Origin of the sequence: Methylorubrum podarium, from assembly GCF_040270385.1 — a bacterium.
GTDB classification, from domain to species: Bacteria; Pseudomonadota; Alphaproteobacteria; order Rhizobiales; family Beijerinckiaceae; genus Methylobacterium; species Methylobacterium podarium.
This window is the reverse complement of record NZ_JBELQE010000119.1, coordinates 23,883-45,141: the sequence shown is the minus strand read 5'-3', so window position 1 is coordinate 45,141 and position 21,259 is coordinate 23,883. Positions and strand designations below refer to the sequence as shown.

General features: G+C 70.7%; 24 protein-coding genes. 18 read left to right on the top strand and 6 right to left on the bottom strand.

Annotated features, from left to right (window positions below; all coding sequences use genetic code 11):
• Window positions 1-114: 114 nt before the first annotated feature.
• The 4 genes from mch to ABS772_RS23020 form a co-directional block, all read right to left on the bottom strand.
• Window positions 115-1,086, bottom strand: a complete 972-nt coding sequence (gene mch / locus ABS772_RS23035) for a methenyltetrahydromethanopterin cyclohydrolase (protein ID WP_238256902.1) — start codon at window positions 1,084-1,086, stop codon at window positions 115-117.
• Entirely contained in the window at window positions 1,016-2,140 is a 1,125-nt protein-coding gene (locus ABS772_RS23030; protein WP_350397013.1) for an ATP-grasp domain-containing protein, read from the bottom strand. The genes mch and ABS772_RS23030 overlap by 71 nt, the downstream gene beginning before the upstream one ends.
• Window positions 2,141-2,250: 110 nt before the next feature.
• Window positions 2,251-3,144 carry an NAD(P)-dependent methylenetetrahydromethanopterin dehydrogenase gene (gene mtdB / locus ABS772_RS23025; RefSeq protein ID WP_350397012.1) on the bottom strand — a complete coding sequence of 298 codons (894 nt, stop codon included), beginning with the start codon at window positions 3,142-3,144 and terminating at the stop codon, window positions 2,251-2,253.
• A 111-nt stretch (window positions 3,145-3,255) separates the two neighbouring features.
• On the bottom strand, window positions 3,256-4,251 hold the full coding sequence (locus ABS772_RS23020) for a beta-ribofuranosylaminobenzene 5'-phosphate synthase family protein (RefSeq protein ID WP_350397011.1): 996 nt from the start codon (window positions 4,249-4,251) through the stop codon (window positions 3,256-3,258).
• 465 nt (window positions 4,252-4,716) lie between these two features.
• On the opposite strand from ABS772_RS23020, the gene ABS772_RS23015 reads away from it, so the two are divergent.
• The 18 genes from ABS772_RS23015 to folK all read left to right on the top strand — a co-directional run bounded on the left by ABS772_RS23015 (window position 4,717) and on the right by folK (window position 19,703).
• Window positions 4,717-5,793, top strand: coding sequence for a formyltransferase (locus tag ABS772_RS23015; protein WP_350397010.1), 1,077 nt, complete (start codon window positions 4,717-4,719; stop codon window positions 5,791-5,793).
• Window positions 5,787-7,430, top strand: a complete 1,644-nt coding sequence (locus ABS772_RS23010) for a formylmethanofuran dehydrogenase subunit A (RefSeq protein ID WP_350397009.1) — start codon at window positions 5,787-5,789, stop codon at window positions 7,428-7,430. The genes ABS772_RS23015 and ABS772_RS23010 overlap by 7 nt, the downstream gene beginning before the upstream one ends.
• Window positions 7,431-7,667: 237 nt before the next feature.
• Window positions 7,668-8,603, top strand: coding sequence for a formylmethanofuran--tetrahydromethanopterin N-formyltransferase (fhcD, locus tag ABS772_RS23005; RefSeq protein ID WP_238256482.1), 936 nt, complete (start codon window positions 7,668-7,670; stop codon window positions 8,601-8,603).
• Between the two features lie 10 nt (window positions 8,604-8,613).
• The gene (locus ABS772_RS23000; RefSeq protein WP_350397008.1) at window positions 8,614-9,414 is read left to right on the top strand and encodes a formylmethanofuran dehydrogenase subunit C; all 801 of its coding nucleotides are present in this window, start codon (window positions 8,614-8,616) and stop codon (window positions 9,412-9,414) included.
• Window positions 9,415-9,486: 72 nt separating this feature from the next.
• Entirely contained in the window at window positions 9,487-9,780 is a 294-nt protein-coding gene (locus ABS772_RS22995) for a type II toxin-antitoxin system Phd/YefM family antitoxin (RefSeq protein WP_238256480.1), read from the top strand.
• A complete protein-coding gene (locus ABS772_RS22990; RefSeq protein ID WP_350397007.1) occupies window positions 9,777-10,226 on the top strand; it encodes a hypothetical protein in 450 nt (149 codons plus the stop codon). Before ABS772_RS22995 ends, ABS772_RS22990 begins: the two co-directional genes overlap by 4 nt.
• A gap of 154 nt (window positions 10,227-10,380) precedes the next feature.
• Window positions 10,381-10,587 (top strand): hypothetical protein, encoded by a 207-nt coding sequence (locus ABS772_RS22985; RefSeq protein WP_238256478.1) that lies wholly within the window; start codon window positions 10,381-10,383, stop codon window positions 10,585-10,587.
• Window positions 10,588-10,692: 105 nt separating this feature from the next.
• The gene (locus tag ABS772_RS22980) at window positions 10,693-12,327 is read left to right on the top strand and encodes a sensor histidine kinase (protein WP_350397006.1); all 1,635 of its coding nucleotides are present in this window, start codon (window positions 10,693-10,695) and stop codon (window positions 12,325-12,327) included.
• Window positions 12,324-13,031 carry a response regulator transcription factor gene (locus ABS772_RS22975; protein ID WP_350397005.1) on the top strand — a complete coding sequence of 236 codons (708 nt, stop codon included), beginning with the start codon at window positions 12,324-12,326 and terminating at the stop codon, window positions 13,029-13,031. Before ABS772_RS22980 ends, ABS772_RS22975 begins: the two co-directional genes overlap by 4 nt.
• A gap of 233 nt (window positions 13,032-13,264) precedes the next feature.
• A complete protein-coding gene (pqqA, locus tag ABS772_RS22970; protein ID WP_012317526.1) occupies window positions 13,265-13,354 on the top strand; it encodes a pyrroloquinoline quinone precursor peptide PqqA in 90 nt (29 codons plus the stop codon).
• Between the two features lie 46 nt (window positions 13,355-13,400).
• Complete coding sequence (gene pqqB / locus ABS772_RS22965; RefSeq protein WP_350397004.1) at window positions 13,401-14,300, top strand: pyrroloquinoline quinone biosynthesis protein PqqB; 900 nt, start codon at window positions 13,401-13,403, stop codon at window positions 14,298-14,300.
• Window positions 14,301-14,517: 217 nt separating this feature from the next.
• Window positions 14,518-15,621 carry a pyrroloquinoline-quinone synthase PqqC gene (pqqC, locus tag ABS772_RS22960; RefSeq protein WP_350397003.1) on the top strand — a complete coding sequence of 368 codons (1,104 nt, stop codon included), beginning with the start codon at window positions 14,518-14,520 and terminating at the stop codon, window positions 15,619-15,621.
• On the top strand, window positions 15,618-16,772 hold the full coding sequence (gene pqqE, locus ABS772_RS22955) for a pyrroloquinoline quinone biosynthesis protein PqqE (RefSeq protein WP_350397002.1): 1,155 nt from the start codon (window positions 15,618-15,620) through the stop codon (window positions 16,770-16,772). The genes pqqC and pqqE overlap by 4 nt, the downstream gene beginning before the upstream one ends.
• On the top strand, window positions 16,769-17,509 hold the full coding sequence (locus ABS772_RS22950) for a hypothetical protein (protein ID WP_350397001.1): 741 nt from the start codon (window positions 16,769-16,771) through the stop codon (window positions 17,507-17,509). The genes pqqE and ABS772_RS22950 overlap by 4 nt, the downstream gene beginning before the upstream one ends.
• The gene (locus ABS772_RS22945; protein WP_350397000.1) at window positions 17,490-17,855 is read left to right on the top strand and encodes a hypothetical protein; all 366 of its coding nucleotides are present in this window, start codon (window positions 17,490-17,492) and stop codon (window positions 17,853-17,855) included. Before ABS772_RS22950 ends, ABS772_RS22945 begins: the two co-directional genes overlap by 20 nt.
• 96 nt (window positions 17,856-17,951) lie before the next feature.
• The gene (gene folP, locus ABS772_RS22940; RefSeq protein ID WP_350396999.1) at window positions 17,952-18,821 is read left to right on the top strand and encodes a dihydropteroate synthase; all 870 of its coding nucleotides are present in this window, start codon (window positions 17,952-17,954) and stop codon (window positions 18,819-18,821) included.
• Window positions 18,814-19,230, top strand: coding sequence for a dihydroneopterin aldolase (gene folB / locus ABS772_RS22935; protein ID WP_350396997.1), 417 nt, complete (start codon window positions 18,814-18,816; stop codon window positions 19,228-19,230). Before folP ends, folB begins: the two co-directional genes overlap by 8 nt.
• A complete protein-coding gene (gene folK / locus ABS772_RS22930) occupies window positions 19,227-19,703 on the top strand; it encodes a 2-amino-4-hydroxy-6-hydroxymethyldihydropteridine diphosphokinase (protein ID WP_238254824.1) in 477 nt (158 codons plus the stop codon). The genes folB and folK overlap by 4 nt, the downstream gene beginning before the upstream one ends.
• A gap of 52 nt (window positions 19,704-19,755) precedes the next feature.
• Here the strand turns inward: folK and xoxJ are convergent, their stop codons facing one another.
• Together xoxJ and xoxG are read right to left on the bottom strand one after the other, a co-directional pair.
• Window positions 19,756-20,610, bottom strand: coding sequence for a rare earth element methanol dehydrogenase accessory protein XoxJ (gene xoxJ / locus ABS772_RS22925; protein ID WP_238253649.1), 855 nt, complete (start codon window positions 20,608-20,610; stop codon window positions 19,756-19,758).
• Window positions 20,610-21,161: a methanol metabolism c-type cytochrome XoxG gene (xoxG, locus tag ABS772_RS22920; RefSeq protein WP_238253650.1), complete on the bottom strand. Its 552-nt coding sequence runs from the start codon at window positions 21,159-21,161 to the stop codon at window positions 20,610-20,612. The genes xoxJ and xoxG overlap by 1 nt, the downstream gene beginning before the upstream one ends.
• Window positions 21,162-21,259 lie beyond the last annotated feature (98 nt).

Sequence of the window (21,259 nt, the reverse complement as noted above, 5' to 3'; positions counted from 1 at the left end):
CCGCTGACGCAGGAGCCACCCTCCCCCCACCCAAGTCGGGCCTGCCCGACTTGGGCAGACGCTTGCGGATCTCGGGCAGGCCCGAGATCCGTTGGGGGGAGGGTTTTTTCCGCCTTACGCGAACGAGGCGTCCACGAGCTGCGGCTCGAGCCGGCCGCCGCGAAAAGACTTGCCGGTCTTGACCGAGGTGACGATCGCCTCGGCGGGCGAGAACAGCGCGCCGTCGATCTTGTAGAAGTCGCCGTTCACCCGGGCGAAGATCTCGGCGAAGGGCGCGCCGTGGTCGGCCGAGGTGGTGGAGGGGAGCTGCTCGGCGAGCTGCTTGGCATCCGCGTCGTCGGCATCGACGAAGAGCTGCACCCGGCCGCCGTAGATGATGGCGTCGTTGGTGCGGCCCATCGCCTGGATGAAGTCCGGATGCTGCGGCGAGAGCGGGGCCGAGCCGATGCCGTCGAGGATCTTGTGCAGGTCGAAGCCGACGGTGTGGGCCTTGTGCAGCGCCACCTCCAGCACGCGGGCGACGACCTGGGTCGCGCCGGCGAGGCTCTGGGTCGGGGCGTAGATGAAGGTCACGTTCTCCGGCGCGAGGCCGGTGGCGGACGCCACCTTGGCGACGACGGAGGCCGGCGGGGCGCTGCCGGATTCGAGCACCAGGGCGGTCGCCGCCGCGTTGTCGCGGTAGCCGAGCTCCTTGTAGAGCTCCTCCACCACGGCGATGGCGCGGCCGGGGCCGGAGCCGAGGGCGAAGAAGCCGGAATCGCCCTCCTCGTCGGCGAGGCTCCAGCCGGCATATTGCGAGCCGAGGCAGGCCAGCACCGGGTCGGCGGAGTGGACGACGATCGAGTAGGGCCAGGAGGCGACCGGGCCGGTGGGGGCGATCGTCACCGTGCCGAGGCCGCCGAGGCAGATCTCGGCGATGCGCCGGCCGGCCTCGATCGAGCCGCGGGCGTTGGCGCCGGCATCGACGGTGCGGGCGCCGTTCTCCTGGGCGACGACGAGGCGGAGCTTGGCCGCGTCAGCGACGAGGCTCTCGACCAGCGGCCCGGCCAGGGCGTTGAGGCTCGGTGCGGTCGTGTTGGAACTCATGGTCGGTCTCCGTCTCCTCCAGCAGCGCGCGGACCCTCTCGATCCGCGCCCGCAAGTCTTGTTTGACCGCCGCGGCGTCCGGCCCGGAGGCCGTCACCGTGCAGAACGGTGCGTCGCGCGCGACAAGGCTGCCGGCCCGCGGCCGGTCACGGACGTGATCGGGCCAGTCGAGCGGCGGCACCGCCGCACAGGTCCGGGCCGCGTAACAGATCTCGGCGCCTGTCGCATCTGTCGGTGCTGCCTCGATGGCAGGCATTCGGCCGAGCGCGGCCTCGATATGCTGGATCAGCAGCGGGGTCGGGCGGCGGTCGAGCACGTCGAGGGTCGCGCCGGGGCGCGGATTGATCTCCAGGAGCCACCACGCGTCGCCATCGACGAGGCAGTCGGCGCTGGCAAGGCCGACGAGGCCGGTCGCCCGCGCCAGGCGCAAAGCCGCCTCCGCGATCGCCGCGGCGAGCGCCGCCGGGACCGGCCCCGCCTCGTCGCGGCCGCGGGCGAGCGCCCCGGCATAGCGGAACGGCCGCAGCGGCGAGGGCGCCTGCCACTGTTCGGTGAACACCAGGGGCTCGATGGTGTATCCATCGGCCAAAAAATTCAGGGCGACGGCGCGGCCGGGCCGGCGCGCCTGGAGATAGTGGCCGGGGGGCGCGGCCCCGGCCGCACTCGCGCGGATATGCGAGCCGCCGCAGCCGCCCGCCCGCTTGAGCAGCCACGCGCCGGGCTCGGCCACTGGGCCGGCACTGACCGCCGGGTGCGGGATCGCGAGGCGCTCGCAGAGCGCGGCGAAGCGGAACGGGTCCTTGAGGACGGCGACCGTCTCGGGGCCGGCGCCGAGCAGGCGGTGGCGGGCGGCGATCTCCGCGATGAGATCCGGCGCGCCCTCGAAGCCGCTGCCGAGGACGACGCCGAGGGCCCCGCCCGCCCGCGCCGACAGGTCCTCGAGCCCCGCCAGCACGCCGGCCCGGTCGCGGTCGCCCGCGCCGAAGCGGCCGGGCAGCGTCCGGTGATGCGCGGCGAGCGCCAGGGTGTCCTCGTCGCCGAACAGATCGAGCACGAACGGGCGCAGGCCCGCCCGCCGCGCCGCCTGCGCCAGCGCCCGGCCGGACTGGGCGGCGATCAGGACCGCGCCGCCCTCACGGGGACGAGAGAGGCTCAGCGCCGCGCTCAGCCGGCGATCTCGACGGCGAGCTGGTAGGCATCGCGGAAATCGAGGCAGAGCGGCTCCTGCGCCTCCAGCATCTTGCGGAACAGGCGACACTGGGTCTGGTACTTCACGTTGCCGACCGCGAGCGCGCCGATGCCGACGCCCCGGCCGACCGGCAAGGGGACATCGACGGCGTTCACGTCGATGCCGGCGATGCCGGCGGGCGGCACGGCGTTGACGTCGGAGGCCACCAGCAGCTTCGGCGCGGATTCGAGATCCTCCGCCGTCAGGATCGAGACGCCGGCGGGGCCGGCCGAGAGGATCACGTCGGCATCGGCGATGGCCGCGCGCCGCGCCTCCGGCGCCGTGCCGTCGACGGCGCCGACCTCGATGCCGAAGCGCCACTTCATGGTGAAGGCGATCTTCGAGACGCGCTCCTCGCCGTCATGGCCGACGAGCACGGTCTGCGCGCCCTCCAGCGCGCCGATCACCGCGGCGACGTAGGCGACCACGCCCGCGCCGCCGAAGATGACGATGCGCTTGCCCCTGAGATCGGTCGAGAACCGCGCCTTCAGGGCGCGGTTCACCTCGGCGACCATCGCCGCGCCGGTGGTGAAGGAGCCGGCCGGGTCGGCGAAGACGTGGTTCACGAAGGGCGGCACGAAGGCCTTCTTCGCCCGGTCCACCATGTCGAGGGCGAGCTCGGCGTTCTTGCCGCCGATGAAGATACCGGTGCGCACGCCGTCCTGCGGCGCGCGGGAGAAGATCGAGTCCTGGGTCAGCGAGACGACATCGGTGAGATCGACGCCCGTATAGGGGATCAGCGTCTCGAAACCGGCATCGATCGCCATGTTCACGTCGAACGGGCTCATGTGCTTGAGCGGCGTCAGCATGTGCAGGATCGAGCGGGCCATGGTGTTCGTCCTCTCGTGACCGCGCCCTTGGCGGAGCGCTTCAGGTGCAAAACCGGAACGGCCGGCGCCGGTCAAGCGCAGGTTTCTTTGAAGCGGGAAAAAGAAAAAGCCCTAAACTTCGGTCACCGAGGCGCCGACGTTGCGCCCGCGGGCGATGACGAAGCGCAGGCGGCCGGGCCGCGCCAGCCGCGCGACCAGCGCCTCTGCGTCCTTCTGCGAGGGCATCAGCGCGAAGCCGGTCGGCCCCCAGGAACTCTGGCCGTAGCCGGGCACGCCGGCGGCCGCGACGGCGGCGAGGGCCTCGGCCACCGCCGGGCTGGCGAAGCGGCCGCCCTGATGGGGCGCGAAATGGTCGCCGATCCGCTTCTGGATCGCGGTGATACCGGCTCCGAAGCCGTCGGGCTCGGCGGTGGCGGCGGCCGGCAGCACCTGCATCAGCACGATCCGGCAGATCTCGGCGGCCTCGCCCGCATCGAACAGCGGCAGATCGCGGAAGGCCTCCGTCTCGCGGGAGCCGTGCACGCCGGTCATGCCCTCGTCGATCATCAGCACGACGCGCCAATCCTCCGGATAGGGCAGCCGGGCGATGACCGGCGGCGGCGCACCGGACTCGTCGCGCCCGCCATCGACGATCAGGCCGCCCTCGGTGAAGGCGGCGAGCCCGACGCCGGAGCGGTTGCCGCGGTCGAGCACGTCGGCGAAGTCGGCCGGCAGGAACGGGCGCCGGTTGAGGCGGGCCACGGCGGCGGCCACCGCCAGGGCGACCTGCGTGCCCGAGCCGAAGCCGGCATGAGGGGGAATCGCCTCCTCGACCTCCACCGCCACGGTGTCCGGCACGTCGAGATAGGAGGATGCGGCGAGCAGATTGGCGCGGACCCGCTCGGCCTCCGGGCCGCTGGCGGAGACGCGCTTCGCAGGCCGCGCCACGAGTTGCACCGCCGGGGCGTCGAGGGCGAGCCCGATGCTGCCGAAGCGGCGCCCGAGGCCGCCGTTGAGATCGAGGAAGCCGAAATGCAGGCGCGCGGGCGCGCGGACCCGCACGGCGTTCACGGCGCTGCCGGTGGAGCGGGGGGCGCTCTCACCCGTCTGGTCCGGGACCTCGGCCACCGTCTCGTTTCCTCCCGCAAAAGCTGCCGGCCCGGCCGGCGCACACGCGCCGGACGATGCGGCCGGCTTCTCCCATGCTGCGGCGCCGGCGACAACCTCGCCGGAGCCATCTCGGGGCGTCGAGCCCGGGTTAGCATGGTCGGCGTGTCGGAGGCCCATCCGTCTCACGGATTCCGTTATCGCCGGAACGCCGCAGGCGGACCCGGACTGACGGCTCGGTTTCCGGGCCGACGACCGAAATCCTTGGCCCAAACTTCGCCGGGGGCTTGCAGGCTTCGGTTCGGGAAGGCAAAACCAGCCCGCTCCCTTTCGCGGAGCCGGTCCGAGCCGCCGTTGTCGAACCCGAGCCGGGATTTCGAGACGCCTGAAGCTCCACCAGGGGCGTCGTTCCGACGCCCTTCGGACATGACCGTCTTTCGCCCCGCCTCGACGCGGGGATGCCCGAAGAAACGACGGTGAGGAAGCATGGCAGCCTGGGTGAAGGGAGGCGCGGCGGATGTGGACGCGGCGGTCGAAGCCGCGGCCGACCTGCTGGCCGCGGCGCGCGTGCCGGTGCTGGCGGGCCTGAGCGCCGAAGTCGCGGCGCTCCGCGCCGCCTACCGGCTGGCCGAAACGCTCGGCGCCTCGCTCGATCCCGTCTCCGGCCCGAGCCTCTACGCCGAACTCGGCGCGCTCAGCGCGGGCGGCATCATGAGCACGACGCGGGCCGAGACCATCGGCCGGGCCGACGTCGTGCTGATCCTCGGCAACCGCCCCTGGGACGGCGACCTGGTCGGCGCGATCGCCGCCGCGCCCCCGAGCCGCGGACGCGCGGCGGGCAGCGAGCGCGCCCTGCTCTCGCTCGGCGGTCCGCAGAACGGCGCGATCCGCCACGTCGCCTACACCGCCGATGCCGGCGGCCTCGCGATCTCGCTGGGCCACCTGCGCGCCTTCGCCAAGGGCCATCTCGCCGGCGAAGAGGCCTTCACCGACCTCGCCCGGCGCCTGTTTTCCGCGCAGTACGGCGTCGTGATCTACGATCCGGAGGAGGTGGGCGAGCTCGGCGTCGAGATGCTCCAGGGCCTGATCCGCGACCTCAACGAATCCACCCGCTTCTTCGCGCTGACACTGGCCGACCCGTTCCAGGGCCGTGCCGCCGTGCAGCTCTCCGCCTGGACCACGGGGCAGGCGCCCCGGGTCGGCTTCGGCCGCCATCAGCCCGAGCACGATCCGTGGCGCTTCGACAGCGCCCGGCAGATCGCGGCGGGCGAGGCCGACGCCGCCCTGTGGCTCGCCTCGCTCCCCGCCCCGCGCCCGGCCTGGCTCGGAAGCCTGCCCACGGTCGCCATCGTCGGCGAGGGCTCGCCCGAGGCCGCGGGCGAGACCGCGGACATCGTCATCACCGTCGGCGTGCCGGGCCAGAGCGTCGGCGGCGCGCTGTGGAACGAGCGGCGCGGCGTCATCGCCTATGCCGAGCCGAGGGCTCAGGCGGAGACGGAGACGGCGGCCGGCGTGCTCGCCCGCATCCGCGACCGCCTCATCGAGAAGGGTGTCTCATGCTGACCCGTATCCACGGCGGACGGGTGATCGATCCCACGGTCGGGCGCGACAGCGTCGGCGACGTCTGGATCGAGGACGGCCGCGTCGTCGCCCCCTCCGAGCGCGCCCCCGATCAGACCATCGACGCCACCGGCTGCGTGGTGATGGCCGGCGGCGTCGAGGTCCACTCGCACATCGCCGGCGGCAACGTGGTGATGAGCCGCCTGCTCCTGCCCGACCTCTACGTCAGCGAATCCGCGCCCAACGGCCACCCCTTCGCCCATGCCGGCGGCTCGGGCAGCTGGATCGGCGCCAACTACGCGCGGATGGGCTACACCACCGCGGTCGAACCGGCCCTGCCGCCCTCGAACGCGCTCGCGACCCATCTCGAACTCGCCGACATCCCGCTGCTCGACCGCGGCGGGCTGGCCGTGCTCGGCAACGACGACCACCTGCTCCACCTCCTGCGCGACGGCGAGGGCAAGCAGGCGGTGCGCGACCTCGTGCAGCAGACGCTGGCCCATTCGCGGGGGCTGGGCGTCAAGTGCATCAACGCGGGCGGCGCCTCGGCCTTCAAGGACGGCGTGCTGAAGCTCAGCCTCGACGACGAGATCCCCTGCTACGGGCTCTCGACGCGCACGATCATGTCGGCGCTCCTCGACGCGGTGGAGGAGATCGGCGTGCCGCACCCGCTGCACGTCCACTGCAACAATCTGGGGCTCCCCGGCGCCGACGACTCCCTCGTGGCGACGCTGGAGGCGGCGGAGGGCCGGCGCATCCACTTCGCCCACGCCCAGTTCTACGCCTACGGCGTCGCCGACCCCGAGAACCCGATGACCGGCGGCTTCCGCTCGGCGGCCGAGCGGATCAACGCGGCGATGGAGGCCCATCCCAACGCGACCTACGACGTCGGTCAGGTGGTGTTCGGCCAGACGGTGACGATCTCGCTCGACATCCTGCGCCAGTTCGGCGGCCGCAAGGGCGCCAAGCCGAAGAAGTGGGCGCTCTCGGCCGGCGACGCAGAGGGCGGCGGCGTGGTGCCGTTCCTCTACCGGCCGCGGGGACCGGTCTCGTCGCTGCAATGGGCGATCGGCCTGGAGCTGATGCTCCTGTCGTCCAATCCCGAGCGCACCATCCTGACGACCGACCACCCCAATGGCGGCGTCTTCACCGAGTATCCGCGCATCATCCACCTGCTGATGGATGCCGAGGAGCGGGCGAAAGAGATCGCGACGCTGCCGGCGGTGGTCGGCGAGCGCTCCGGCCTGCCGAAGATCGAGCGCGAGTACACGTTCAGCGAGATCGCCCAGCTCACCCGCTCCGGCCCGGCCAAGCTTTTGGGGCTGACCGACCGCGGCCACCTGCGCGAGGGTGCCAAGGCCGACGTCGCGATCTACCGCGACGACAAGGACCGCACGGCGATGTTCGCGCGGGCCAAGCTGGTGCTGAAGGACGGCCGGCCGATCGTCGAGGACGGCGAGGTCGTGGCGTGGTTCTCCGGAAAAACGCTCTCGCTCGACGTCGAGGCCGATGCCGGCATGGAGAAGCGGGCCGAGAGCTACCTGCAGGACCGCTTCGGCGCCGGGCTCGACACCTTCGCGGTGCCGGACGCGGCGTTCCCCGAAGCGCAGACCTTCGAGGACGTGGCATGCCGGGCGTGACCGCGTTTTCCCCTCTCCCCGCCCGCGGGGAGAGGGCCGCGACGACCTCGTCGTCGGCGCGGCAAGCCCGAAGGGCGATGGTGAGGGGGGGTGTCCGGACGCGCCTCATCCTGAATCGCCCCCTCACCTCCGCTTCGGCTGCGCCTCCGCTTCCTGCATGGACGACGAGGTCCATGCAGGCCTCTCCCCGCATGCGGGGAGAGGGGAACATGTCCGTGCTGGCCTGCGAGACCTGGAATGGCTGACCTCATCCTCAACGGCATCAAGGTCGAGGACACCTTCGCCGAGGCCTTCGACGTCGCGGGCACCGCGATCATCGTCACCAACGACACGCCGAAATGGGCGATGATCGCGGCGACGGTGATGACGGGATTCGCCACCTCGGTGATCGGCTGCGGCGCCGAGGCCGGCATCGACGCGGAGCTCTCCCCGGAGGAGACGCCAGACGGACGCCCCGGCGTGCGCATCCTGCTGTTCGGCTTCGAGCCGAACGGGCTGAAGGAGCAGCTCCTGAAGCGGGTCGGCCAGTGCATCCTGACCTGCCCCGGCACCGCCTGCTACGCGGGCGTGGAGGGGCCGCACAAGATCAAGCTCGGCGGCGCGATCCGCTATTTCGGCGACGGCTTCGCGGTCGCCAAGCGCCTGCCCGACGCGCAGGGGCGGATGCGCCGCTACTGGCGCATCCCCGTCATGGACGGCGAGTTCCTGTGCGAGGATTCGACCCGCGCGGTGGACGGCGCGGTCGGCGGCGGCAACCTCCTGTTCCTCGGCCGGGTCCATTCCGAGACGCTGAAGGTCGCCGAGATCGCGGTCGAGGCCGCCAAGGCGGTGCCCGGCGCGATCCTGCCCTTCCCCGGCGGCATCGTCCGCTCCGGCTCGAAGGTCGGCGGGCGCACCAAGGGCATGATGGCCTCCACCAACGACGCCTACTGCCCGACGCTCAAAGGCCGGGCCGGCTCGGCGCTGCCGCCCGAATGCGGCGTGGTGCTGGAGATCGTCATCGACGCGCTGACCTCGCAAGGGGTCGCCGAATCGATGCGCGCGGCGCTCCACGCCGCGACCGAGATCGGCGCCAAGCACGGGCTCGTCGCCGTCACCGCCGGCAATTACGGCGGCAATCTCGGCCGGCACCACTACCACCTGCGCGACCTGCTGGAGAAACCCGCCGCATGAGGACTCCACGATGAGCACGCTGAGACTGCGCGGTGATCTGCCGGAGCGGGTCGATCTCCTCAACATCACCCCGCTGGCCCTGAGCGGGCTGTCCGAGGCCGAAGCCGGCAAGCTCGCCATCGGCACCAGCCGCCGCGGACTGACGCTCGGCGACGCGTTCGAGATCCGCCTCGACGGCTCCGACAGCCTCGTGATCGAGGGCGGCTCGTCCCGGCTCGACCGGGTCGGCGCGGCGCTGTCGCAAGGATCGATCCGGGTCGAGGGCGATGTCGGCCAGCGCCTCGGCGAGGGCATGGCGGCGGGCACGCTGACGGTGACGGGCTCCGCCGGCCCCTATGCCGCCACCGGCGCCACCGGCGGCACCATCACGATTCGAGGCGATGCCGGCGACCACGCCGGCGGCGCGGTCTACGCCGCCAAGGCCGGGCTCGACGGCGCGACCCTCGTCATCGAGGGCGCGGCCGGCGACGGTCTCGGCGACCGCATGCGCAAGGGCCTGATCCTGGCGGGCTCGGCGGGCGCCTACGCCGGCTCGCGCATGATCGCGGGCACCATCGTCGTCTCCGGCGCGCTCGGCGACCATCCGGGCTACGGCATGCGCCGCGGCACGCTGATCGCCGGCAGCCACGGCGCGCTGCTGCCGACCTTCGTCGAGACCGGCACGCCGGATCTGGTCTTCGTCCGGCTGCTGGCGCAGAGCCTCAAGCGCCTCGGCGCGGCGCAGGCCGGCCTGCTCGGCGGCACCCTGCGGCGCTACTCGGGCGACCTCGCGACGCTCGGCAAGGGCGAGCTGTTCGTGCCGGCTGCCTGAGGGCGGAGGCCTCGGCCTCCGACCTTGTGCACGCCAATGTCTCCCGTACAGTCAAGGGAAACGGAGGCGTTCATGACGGCGACGGTGACGGCGTCCGAAGCGCGGAAGAATTTCGATCTCTGGCACGACCGTTCTCGGACGGAGCCGGTGCAGATCACTGAGCATGGGCGGGAGACGGCCTATCTCGTCTCCGCCGAAACGTTCCATGAGCTGTGGTCCTGCTACCGCAAGGCGGTCGCCATCGGTGACCTGTCGGATGCCGAGATGGCTTTGATCCTGGCATCCGATGTTCCCGAAGAGCACGCCTACGAGATCTCGGATCTCGACGAGGCGGGGGATGCGACGAACCCGAAGCCTGGAGCGTGACGCTTCCCGAGGATCCGCGTCCCGGTCTCGTTCTCTGTTACGCTTACCTTTGGAAGCGTGAATTCGAAGCGGGCCTGCGTGAAGGCCGTAAAGATCGTCCCGTCGTGGTCGTCCTGGCACGCCGCGACCTGGGCCCCTCGCGGGTCATCTACGTCGCACCGGTAAGCCATTCCGCCCCGGCCGCAAGGCACGAGGCCGTGGAAATTCCGGCGGCCGTCAAGCGCCATCTCGGTCTCGATGACGGGGCTTCCTTCATTTCCGCAACCGAGATGAACGTATTCGTCTGGCCCGGCCCCGACCTTCGTCCAACCTATCGCCCGCTTTCCGGCAATCTCGATGCTGTCCCATGCCATTGGGGCTACTTGCCGAGAGGCCTTTTTCAATCCTTGAAACTTGCCATTGCGCACAATCGCGGGCTGGGCACGGCTGGCATCATCAAACGCTGACCGCCGCGGTCACAGAGACGTCATCGGCGGCTATGCCGGCATCTTGGACGAAAGCCCTTGCCGGCCTGCCGGATTCTCCCACCTTGCCTCGAACCGAGGCGCAGGACCCCCGTCCGACCCAAGTCGCTGCGCTCCCTCCGAGCCGAGGCCGCGCATGTTCCTGCTTCTGTCCGTCTGCCTGATCGCCCAGCCCGCGAAGTGTCACGAGGAGCGGATCAACCTCTCCTACGACAGCCCGAACACGTTCATCTGCCTGCGCAACTCGCAGAGCACGCTCGCGGCGTGGCAGGAGGAGCATCCCGACTACCACGTGAAGAGCTGGCGCTGCGCGCCCAAGGGCAGCCTGCCGAACGATCTCTAGGACCGTTTGCCCGGCGGGCCGGGACAAGCCGGCAAAGAGAACCGGCTTGAGGCGCCGCCCCGGCGGTGACATGGTCCGCCCGCCGCCGCGGCGGAGAGGGAGACCATGCGCTCGCTGAAAGTCCGGTTCGCCCTCTTGCTCGGCGGCACGGCGCTGCTCGCCCTGCTGGCGGCGGCCGGCGTGCTGTGGTCGATCCGGCTGACCGAGAACGTCATCGACCGGACGCTCGCCGCTCAGCACCGGCTGGAGCTTCTCGCCGAACTCTCCGGCCGGCTGGCGCAGTACGGCTTCGCCGCCATCGAGAGCATCGGCAATGCGGACGCGCCGCCCGAGGCCCTGTCGGTGACCCGGGACCGGGTCGATGAGGCGCTCAACCGGGTCGACGACGCCCTCGGCGCCGGCATGGCGACCAGCACCAACCTGGAGGACCGGATCCAGTACGTCGCCCGGACCCGGCCGCTGGCCAACGTCCGCGCGGCGCGGGCGATGCTCGACCGGCAGGTCACCCTGGTGCGGCGGGAGAGCGATCCCGACCGGCGCAAGACCGCGATGCAGGGGGCGCTGAACGCCTTCGGCGCGATGACCGGGCCGCCGCTCTCGCTGCTGGTCGAGGCCGAGCGGCGCAGCATGAATGCGGGCTCGGAGGCCGCCGCGACCCTGTCGCACCGGCTGACCGCCGCCGCCCTCGCGGCGGTGGTGCTGGCGCTCGCCTTCGTCGCCGTGCTCTACCGCTCGGTGATCCGGCCGACCCTGGCGCGGATCGAGGAGATCCGCCGGGCGGCCGGCGCCGTCGGCAGCGGCGCGCTCGACACCCGGCTCTCGGTCGAGACCCGCGACGAACTCGGGCTTCTCGTCGCGAACTTCAACCGCATGGCCGCCCGGCTCGCCCGCCGCGAGGGGCGGCTCGCCGCCGACCGGGCCGCGCTGGAGGACACGGTGCAGGCCCGCACCGCCGACCTGCGCGCGGCCAACGAGCGGCTGGAGATGGTCGACCGCTCCCGGCGCCGCTTCTTCGCCGATGTCAGCCACGAATTGCGGACCCCGCTCACGGTGATCCTGGGCGAGTGCGACCTCGCCCAGCGGTCGGCGGAGCGCGCCGCCGGGAGGCCCGTGGATCACGGTCCCGTCTTCGCCACCATCCGCAAGCGGGCGCAGCGGCTCAAGCGCCGGGTCGAGGACCTTCTGCGCGTCGCCCGCTCGGAATCCGGGCAGATCGAGCTCGACCGGCGCAGCGTCAGCGCGGTGGCGGTGCTCGGCGACGCCGTCGACAGCGCCGGCTCCGAGGCCGCCCGCCGCCGGGTCGAGCTGGTGCTGGAGCCGGGCGACCACGACATCGAGGTCGATGCCGATCCGGAATGGCTGCGCCAGGTCGTCGAGAGCCTGATCGACAACGCCCTGCGCCACGCCACCGGCCTGACCCGCATCACCGTCTCGCTCAGCGGGCGCGCCGCGCCGCAGGGCAGCCGGGCGCTCATCACCATCGACGACGACGGCCCCGGCTTCCCCGAGGACGGGGACGGCCTGTTCGAGCGCTTCCGCCGCGAGGCCCGGCCGGGAGAGGCGGGATTCGGCATCGGTTTGGCTCTGGCGCGCTGGGTCGTTGAGCGCCATGATGGCGTGATCAGCCTCGGCAGGGCGGGACAGGGCGGCGCCCGGGTGGTCCTCGACCTGCCCGCGCTCGATGACGGCGTCGTGCCGGAACAGGACGGGGCAGGACACGAGAGGATCGGCGCCGCATGACGACGCGCGTATTGATCGTTGAGGACGACATCGACATCCGCGGCATCCTGGCCCGCGGCCTGGAGGCGGAAGGGTTCTCCGTCGGTGTCGCCGGCCGGGTCGAGGACGCGCTCTCCGCCGCCCGCGACGACGCCCCGGAAGCGGTGGTGCTCGACATCACCCTGCCCGACGGCTCCGGCCACGACGTCTGCCGATCCCTGCGCGAGGGCGGCTATCCCGGCGCGATCCTGTTCTTGAGCGCCCGCGACGAGGTGCGCGACCGGGCCGAGGGGCTGGCGCTCGGCGCGGACGACTACATCGTCAAGCCGTTCGTGTTCGACGAGCTGCTCGCGCGGCTGCAGACCCACCTGCTGCGGCGTCGCGCGGCCGACACGCCGCGCACCGTCTTCACCGCCGGGCGGCTGACGCTCGACACCACCATCCGCCAGGTCAGCTTCGGCGACGCCTCGGCCCGCCTCACCCCGCGGGAGGCGGAGCTGCTCGCCCTGCTGATGCAGGAGGTGAACCGGCCGATCTCCCGCGGCGAGATCTTCGACCGGCTCTGGGCCGGCCAGGGCGGCCTCTCGCTCAACGTCGTCGACGTCTATGTCGGCTATCTGCGCTCGAAGCTCTCGGACTTCGTGCGGCTGGGCGGGCCCATCATCGTCACCGTGCGCGGCAAGGGCTTCATGCTCGACCTGCGGGGCCAGGATTTCCGCCACTGACCGCCCCGCGGCATTTCGTTCCTCCGCCCGGATTCCGGCCCGCGGCTCACCTGAACTTTGGTCGAACCCGGCGCGAACTTGGGAAGAAACGGCAAGCGGGCTCTTGCGGGCGGAGCCGGAATTGGCGATATACCTCCAGCGTGCGAAAACCAGTGCGTCGCCAGTATCTTACGATCCTCTTAATCAAGCGGGATCGGAGGTTCGGGCGTTCCATAAAGTCGAGGAGAGACACCATGAAGTGGGCCGCCCCCATCGTTTCCGAGATCTGCGTCGGCATGGAAGTCACGAGCTACGAGTCGGCCGAGATCGACACCTTCAACTAAGGTGATCTGAGCCGGGTCGGGTTGCGGGCATCAGCGGGTTCTCACCATGCATGTCGTGATCCTGGGCTCGGCTGCGGGCGGCGGCGTTCCTCAATGGAACTGCCGCTGCCCCATCTGCTCCCTGGCCTGGGCGGGCGATCCCCGCGTCAGGCCGCGCACGCAGTCGAGCATCGCGGTCTCCCCGGACGGAGAGCGCTGGCTCCTGCTGAACGCCTCACCCGACATCCGCCAGCAGATCCAGGCCAACCCGCCCATGCATCCGCGGGAGGGCCTGCGCCACTCGCCGATCCACGCGGTGCTGCTGACGAACGGCGACGTGGATCACGTCGCGGGCCTGCTCACCTTGCGCGAGGGCCAGCCCTTCACGCTCTACGCCACGCCCGGCATCCTCGCCTCGGTCTCCGACAACCGCGTCTTCGACGTGATGGCGGCCGACGTGGTGCGGCGGCAGACGATCGCCCTCAACGAGACCTTCGAGCCGGTGCCCGGCCTCTCGGTGACGCTGTTCTCCGTCCCCGGCAAGGTGCCGCTCTGGCTGGAGGACGCCTCGCTGCAGATCGGGGCGGAGACCGAGACCACCGTCGGCACGATGATCGAGGCCGGGGGCAAGCGCCTCGCCTACATCCCCGGCTGCGCCCGGGTGACGGAGGATCTGAAAGCCCGCGTCGCGGGGGCCGACGCGCTCCTGTTCGACGGCACGGTGCTGGAGGACGACGACATGATTCGCGCCGGCGTCGGCACCAAGACCGGCTGGCGCATGGGCCATATCCAGATCAACGGCGAGACCGGCTCCATCGCCTCCTTCGCCGACGTCGAGATCGGCCGGCGGGTCTTGATCCATATCAACAACACCAACCCGATCCTGGTCGAGGACTCGCCCGAGCGCGCCGGCGTCGAGGCGCGCGGCTGGACCGTCGCCCATGACGGCCTGACCCTCGATCTCTGATCGGACGCGCGAGCATCGTCCGAAAGGCGGTCGCCGGCCTGTCTTGAGAGACGGTGCCTCGGACCGCAGATGGGGCCGGCCTGGAAGTTTAGTGCCGGACCGAATATATTTTGCACGATACAATCGTGCGGCGGCGGCACTGCTCCTCCCGGTGCCAGGCCCCATTTAAGAAAAGCTCCAGGAAACGCGACTCGAAGCCCGGGGAAACGAAAACGCCATGACCGCCCAATTCCCGCCCCCCGTCCCGGAATCCGAGCAGCGGCTGCTGAGCCACGAGGAGCTCGAGGCGGCGCTCCGCGACATCGGCGCGCGGCGCTACCACAACCTCCACCCGTTCCACCGGCTGCTGCACGACGGCAAGCTCTCGAAGGATCAGGTGCGGGCCTGGGCGCTCAACCGCTACTACTACCAGGCGATGATCCCGGTGAAGGACGCGGCGCTGCTCGCCCGCCTGCCGGACGCGCAGCTGCGCCGGATCTGGCGCCAGCGCATCGTCGATCACGACGGCGACTTCGAGGGCGACGGCGGCATCGAGCGCTGGCTGAAGCTCGCGGAAGGGGTGGGCTTCGCCCGCGACTACGTGCTCTCCACCAAGGGCATCCTGTCCGCGACCCGCTTCTCGGTCGATGCCTATGTCCACTTCGTCTCCGAGCGCTCGCTCCTGGAGGCGATCGCCTCCTCGCTGACCGAGATGTTCTCGCCGACGATCATCTCCGAGCGCGTCGCCGGGATGCTGAAGAACTATGACTTCATCACCAAGGAAACGCTCGCCTATTTCGACAAGCGCCTGACCCAGGCCCCGCGCGACGCCGACTTCGCCCTCGACTACGTGAAGCGGCACGCCACCACGCCCGAGATGCAGCGGGCGGCGATGGACGCGCTGACCTTCAAGTGCAACGTCCTCTGGACCCAGCTCGACGCGCTCTACTTCGCCTACGTCGCCCCCGGCCTGGTGCCGCCGGACGCGTGGCAGCCGGGCGAGGGCCTGGTCGCCGAGAGCGACCCCGCCGTGGCCAGCCCCGCCGCGGCGCCGACGGGCGCCCCCGCCGCCTTCTCCGGCAGCGACGTGCCGCGACTGCCCCGCGGCGTGCGCCTGCGCTTCGACGAAGTCCGCAACAAGCACGTGCTGCTCGCCCCCGAGCGCACCTTCGACCTCGACGACAACGCCGTCGCGGTCCTCAAGCTCGTCGATGGCCAGAACACGGTCTCGCAGATCGCCCGCACCCTGGGCCAGACCTACGATGCCGACCCGGCCGTCATCGAGGCCGACATCCTCCCGATGCTGGCCGGTCTCGCGCAGAAAAGGGTTCTGGAGCGATGAATGCACCGACCCCCGCCCCCTCCCCCACGGAAGTGATTCCGGCGCCCGTGGGTCTGCTCGCCGAGCTGACCCACCGCTGCCCGCTGCGCTGCCCCTACTGCTCGAACCCGCTGGAGCTCGACCGGCGCTCGGCCGAGCTGGACACGCAGACGTGGCTGCGGGTGCTGACGGAGGCGGCGGGGCTCGGCGTGCTGCACGTCCACCTCTCCGGCGGCGAGCCGACGGCGCGCCCCGACATCGTCGAGATCACGGCCAAATGCGCCGAGCTCGGCCTCTACTCGAACCTGATCACCTCGGGCGTCGGCGGTGCGCTGGCCAAGCTCGACGCGCTCTACGACGCCGGCCTCGACCACGTGCAGCTCTCGGTGCAGGGCGTCGATGCGGCGAATGCGGAAAAAATCGGCGGCCTCAAGAACGCGCAGCCGCAGAAGATGCAGTTCGCCGCCCGCGTCACCGAACTCGGCCTGCCGCTGACGCTGAACTCGGTGATCCACCGCGGCAACATCCACGAGGTGCCCGGCTTCATCGACCTCGCGGTCAAGCTCGGCGCCAAGCGGCTGGAGGTGGCCCACACCCAGTATTACGGCTGGGCCTACGTCAACCGCGCGGCGCTGATGCCGGACAAGGCCCAGGTCGACGAGTCGATCCGCATCGTCGAGGCCGCGCGCGAGCGGCTGAAAGGTCAGCTCGTCATCGACCTCGTGGTGCCGGACTACTACGCCAAGTACCCGAAGGCCTGCGCCGGCGGCTGGGGCCGCAAGCTGATGAACGTGACGCCCCAGGGCAAGGTCCTGCCCTGCCACGCCGCCGAGACCATCCCCGGCCTCGAATTCTGGTACGTGAACGACCATTCGCTGGGCGACATCTGGGCGCGGTCGCCGGCCTTCGCGGCCTATCGCGGCACCTCCTGGATGAAGGAGCCCTGCCGCTCCTGCGACCGGCGCGAGAAGGATTGGGGCGGCTGCCGCTGCCAGGCGCTGGCGCTCACGGGCGACGCCGCCAACACCGATCCGGCCTGCTCGCTCTCGCCGCTTCACGCGAAAATGCGGGATCTTGCCAAGGAAGAGGCTGCCGAGAACCCGCCCGACTATATATACCGCAGCATCGGGACGAATGTGCAAAATCCCCTGAGCGAAAAGGCACCCCTTTGAGACGGACTATCCTGGCGGCCGCCGTCACGGCGGCTCTCTCGACGACGCTTCTCGCGGCCGCGCCCCTCGCCTGGGCGGCCTCGGACCCGGCCCCCAAGGAAACGGCCAAGGACCCGACCAAGGACGCGGCCGCGGCGCCTAATGCCGGCGACCTGCTCTTCGAGCAACCGCAGATGAAGAACACGGCGCCCGGCAGCACGCTGACCTACGACTACCTGCGCCGCAGCGGGATCGTGCGGGGGCCCTACGGCCCGCCGCTCATCGACGCGATCAAGCTGACCATCGAGCCCGGCAAGAGCGCCGAGAGCCGCGACATCCAGGTGCAGATGTTCTCCGGCGGCAACCGCGTCCCGGCCGGCCCCTTCCAGGATATGGCCGGCAATCCCGTGCTGCCCCTCTTCCTGGAAAACCACCTGAAGGGTCTCGCGGGCCTGCTCGAGGCCAATCCGCGCTACATCAAGAACGCGATCCGCAAGGGACTGCGCGAGAAGGCGACGGTCACCCCGGTCCAGATCGATTTCAAGGGCCGCAAGGTCGATGGCTGGCGCGTCGAGATGAAACCCTTCGAGGGCGACGCGCAGACCGAGCGGATGCGCGGCTTCGACTCCACCACCTACACCTTCGTCGTGGCGCCGGAAGTGCCGGGCGAGATCGTCTCGATCGAGGCACGGACCCTGAAGCCGGATGGCGGCGAACTGCTCGAAGAGAGGCTCGATTATGACCAGAAGGATTCCTGAGGTCGCCCTCGCCGCGGCGCTGGCGGCGGCGCTCCTCGCCGCACCCGCGCGCGCCGACGAGAACGACTACCCGACCGATGCGCGGGCCGACTACGTCTTCGGCTGCATGGCCGCCAACGGCCAGACCCGCGAGGCGCTGGAGAAATGCTCCTGCTCGCTCGACGCGCTCGCCTCGATCCTGCCCTACGACAAGTACGTGCAGGCGAGCACCATCCTCTCGATGCGCCAGGGCATCGGCCAGCGCACCACGGCGTTCAAGTCGACCAAGATGTTCGACGACAAGGTGGCCGACCTTCGCCGCGCCCAGGCCGAGGCGGAGATCCGCTGCTATCGCGGCACCTCCTGAGGCGCGACGAGACCGGGGCGGCGCGCGGATTGGATCTGGCGAAACCCCGTCGGAGGGGCTAGGCCGGCAGACCCGGCCTGACAGCTTTGATCCGCGATGCCGCCCGACACGCCTGCTCCCTCGACCCGCCTGAACACCCTGCTGCCCGACCTCGGTCGGCGCACCCTGGTGATGGGCATCCTCAACGTCACGCCGGACTCGTTCTCGGACGGCGGCCGTTTCGAGGGGGTCGAGGCGGCGCGGGCGCAGGCCGCGGCGCTCACGGAGGCCGGCGCCCACATCCTCGATATCGGCGGCGAATCGACCCGGCCCGGCCACACCCCGGTGCCGGCCGCGGAGGAGCAGGCGCGCGTCCTGCCCGTGATCGAGGCGGTGGCGCCGGGCCTGTCGGTTCCGATCTCGATCGACACCTACAAGGCGTCCACGGCGGAGGCCGCGCTCCGGGCCGGCGCCGGCCTCGTCAACGACGTCTGGGGCCTGCAGCGCGAGCCGGATATCGCCCGCGTGGCCGCCGACCACGGCGCCCCGGTCATCGTCATGCACAATCGCGAGACGGTCGACGCCTCCCTCGACATCGTCGCCGACATGCTGCGCTTCTTCGAGCGCTCGCTCGCCATCGCCCGCCGCGCCGGCATCCCGGACGGCGACATCGTGCTCGATCCCGGCATCGGCTTCGGCAAGAGCTGGGAGCAGCATCTCGAGGCCCTGCGCCGACTCCCCGAAATCCGGGCGCTGGGCTTCCCCCTCCTCGTCGGCGTCTCGCGGAAAAGCCTGCTCGGCCGCCTCCACGACCGGGAGACGGCCCCGCGCGACCGCCTCGTCGGCTCGCTCGCCGCGCATGTGCTGGCCGGCTCCCTCGGCGCCGACATCGTGCGCGTCCACGACGTGGCGCCGCATGTCGAGGCGCTGCGGGTACTCGACGCGGTGATGCGCCCCGACGCGGCATCGGGACCCGTTCATGGCTGACCGCATCCTCGTCCACCGCCTCGCGGTCTTCGCCCGTCACGGGGTGCTGCCGGAGGAGGAGCGGCTCGGCCAGCGCTTCTACATCTCCCTCGAATGCCGCCTCGACCTGTCGCAGGCCGGGCGCAGCGATGATGTCGCCGCCACCGTGAGCTACGCCGATCTGGCCGAGATCGCCCTCGACATCGCCAGCAACCGGCGCTTCGCCCTGATCGAGGCCCTGGCCGAGGCGATCGCCGAGACCTGCCTCGCGCGCTTTCCCCGCATCGAGACGATCGCCGTGCGGATCGACAAGCCGAGCGCGCCGATCCCCGCCGTGCTCGACTACGCCGCGATCGAGATCGTGCGCGGCCGCGCGGATCGGGCGCAGACGCAAGATTCGACGCAAGACTCGACGACGGAGACGAGATGACGCGCGCCTATCTCGGGCTCGGCAGCAATATCGGCGACAAGGCCGCGATGCTGGCCCAGGCCGTCGAGCGCCTCGCGGCGACGCCCGGCATCCGGGTCACGGCGCGCTCCTGCGATTACCGCACGCCGCCCTGGGGCGACACCGATCAGGACTGGTTCCTCAATGCGGCCGTCGCCATCGACACCGTGTTGACGCCGCACGGATTGCTGGAGGTCTGCCTGTCGATCGAGGCGGCGCTCGGGCGCGTCCGCGAGCGCCGCTGGGGGCCGCGGGTGATCGACATCGACGTGCTGGCCTACGAGGGCGCGGAGGTCTCCGACGAGCGCCTCGTGCTGCCGCACCGCTTCGTCCGCGAGCGCGCCTTCGTGCTGGTGCCGCTCGCCGAGATCGCTCCCGATCTCGTCGTCGGCGGCGAGACGGTCGCGGCGGCTCTGGCCAAGCTCGACCGGACCGGGATCGAGCGCGTCGAATGAAAAAGGCCCGAACCGCGGTTCGGGCCTTCGCATGGCGCATCGGGAGCGGGGGTTACGGCTCCGCTGCACCGAGAGGCTTGTTCTCTTCCTCCGCCAGCAGCGGCACCTCGTAGTCCCGCAGCACCTTCTCGATATCGGCCTTGCGCTTGCGCAGCACGGTGTTGAGGGTGCGCTTCCAGTCGTTCTCGTTCTGGCGGACGCCCATCGAGACGCGGAAGGTCAAGGGAGGCCGCGTCGGCTCGCTGAGGAGCGGCACCACATCCATCGGCACGCCGCTCTGCTTGGCCAGCCAGCCCGCGGCCGGTCCCCAGAGGATCGCCACGTCGATCTTCTTCTCGGCGAGGTCGGCGATCACCCCGGCGGCGACCGTCTGGTGCTTGCGCTCGGACCCGAAGGCGTAGGGCGCGTAGGCGTGGATCCGTTCGCCGACGAGCTTCAGCTCGCTCAGGCGGTTGGTGGGCGGCGTGCCGGCGATGATGCCGATCTGCCGGTCCTTCAAGCGCGGATCGTCGAGGCTCTTGATGTCCGGCATCTCGCCCTGGCGCGAGACGAGGACGTAGGCCGACCGATAATAGGGATTGGTCGGCTGAACGATCTCGCCGCCCGAGGTGCCGATGATCAGGTCGCACAGGCCGGTCCCGAGGGTGTTGCGGACGAAGCCGGGACCTTGGGTCAGCCAGTAGTAGCGCAGCTTGACCTTCAGTTCGTCGGCGACGATCTGCGCGATCTTGTTCTCGAAGCCGTCACCCTTGCGCTCGGAGAAGGGCATGTTGCCGGGATCGCTGCAGACGCGCAGCACATCCTGCGTGACCATGTCCGGCAGGTGCTGCGCCTGCGCGGGCCGCGCCCCTGCGGAGAGCAGGAGCGCGGCGGCGGCAAGGGCGCCGAGAGGGCTTGAGCGGGTCATCAGCCGCCCAGGCACTCCTTCTCGGCCGTCTTGGCGGCTTCGGGCTTCTCTTCCTTCTCGCCCGGACGCGCGCGACCCCAGGCACCGGAGGCGCGGGCGCGCAGGTACACGTAGAGGTCGTTGGCGTAGCACATGACGTTCTTGTTATCGCCGAAGGCGGGCATCACCTGGTTGGCGGTGTTGCTCACGTCCTGCTTGCCGCCGGCGAGGATGCCGTAGAATTCCTCGTAGGAGAGGATCTTCAGCGAATCCTTGAGAGCGGGGGCGTAGGTCGAACCCATGCCGTCCGGCCCGTGGCAGACGTGGCACTCGGCGTGGTACCGGCGGTACCCGGAATAGGTGTACCAATCGACCTTCTTGCCGTCGTTGGTGATGTGGAAGGTCGGGTGACCATCCTTGTCGAGGTACTTGCCGTCCTCGTCCTTCACCGCCGTGGCGGCCTTGAGCACCTTCTCGTCGAGATCCTTGGCGTTCGGATCGAGCTTGTTGGCGAGTTCCGGCTTGGCGTCCTGTGCGAGGACGGCGGTCGCGGTCGGGACCGCTCCGAGCAGGGCCGCGCCGATGAGACCTAGAACAGCGGTTCTTTTTATAGAAGACAACGACGTTTCTCCCGAGACCGTATGTTGCACCGCAGCATAGATCGTGCGGC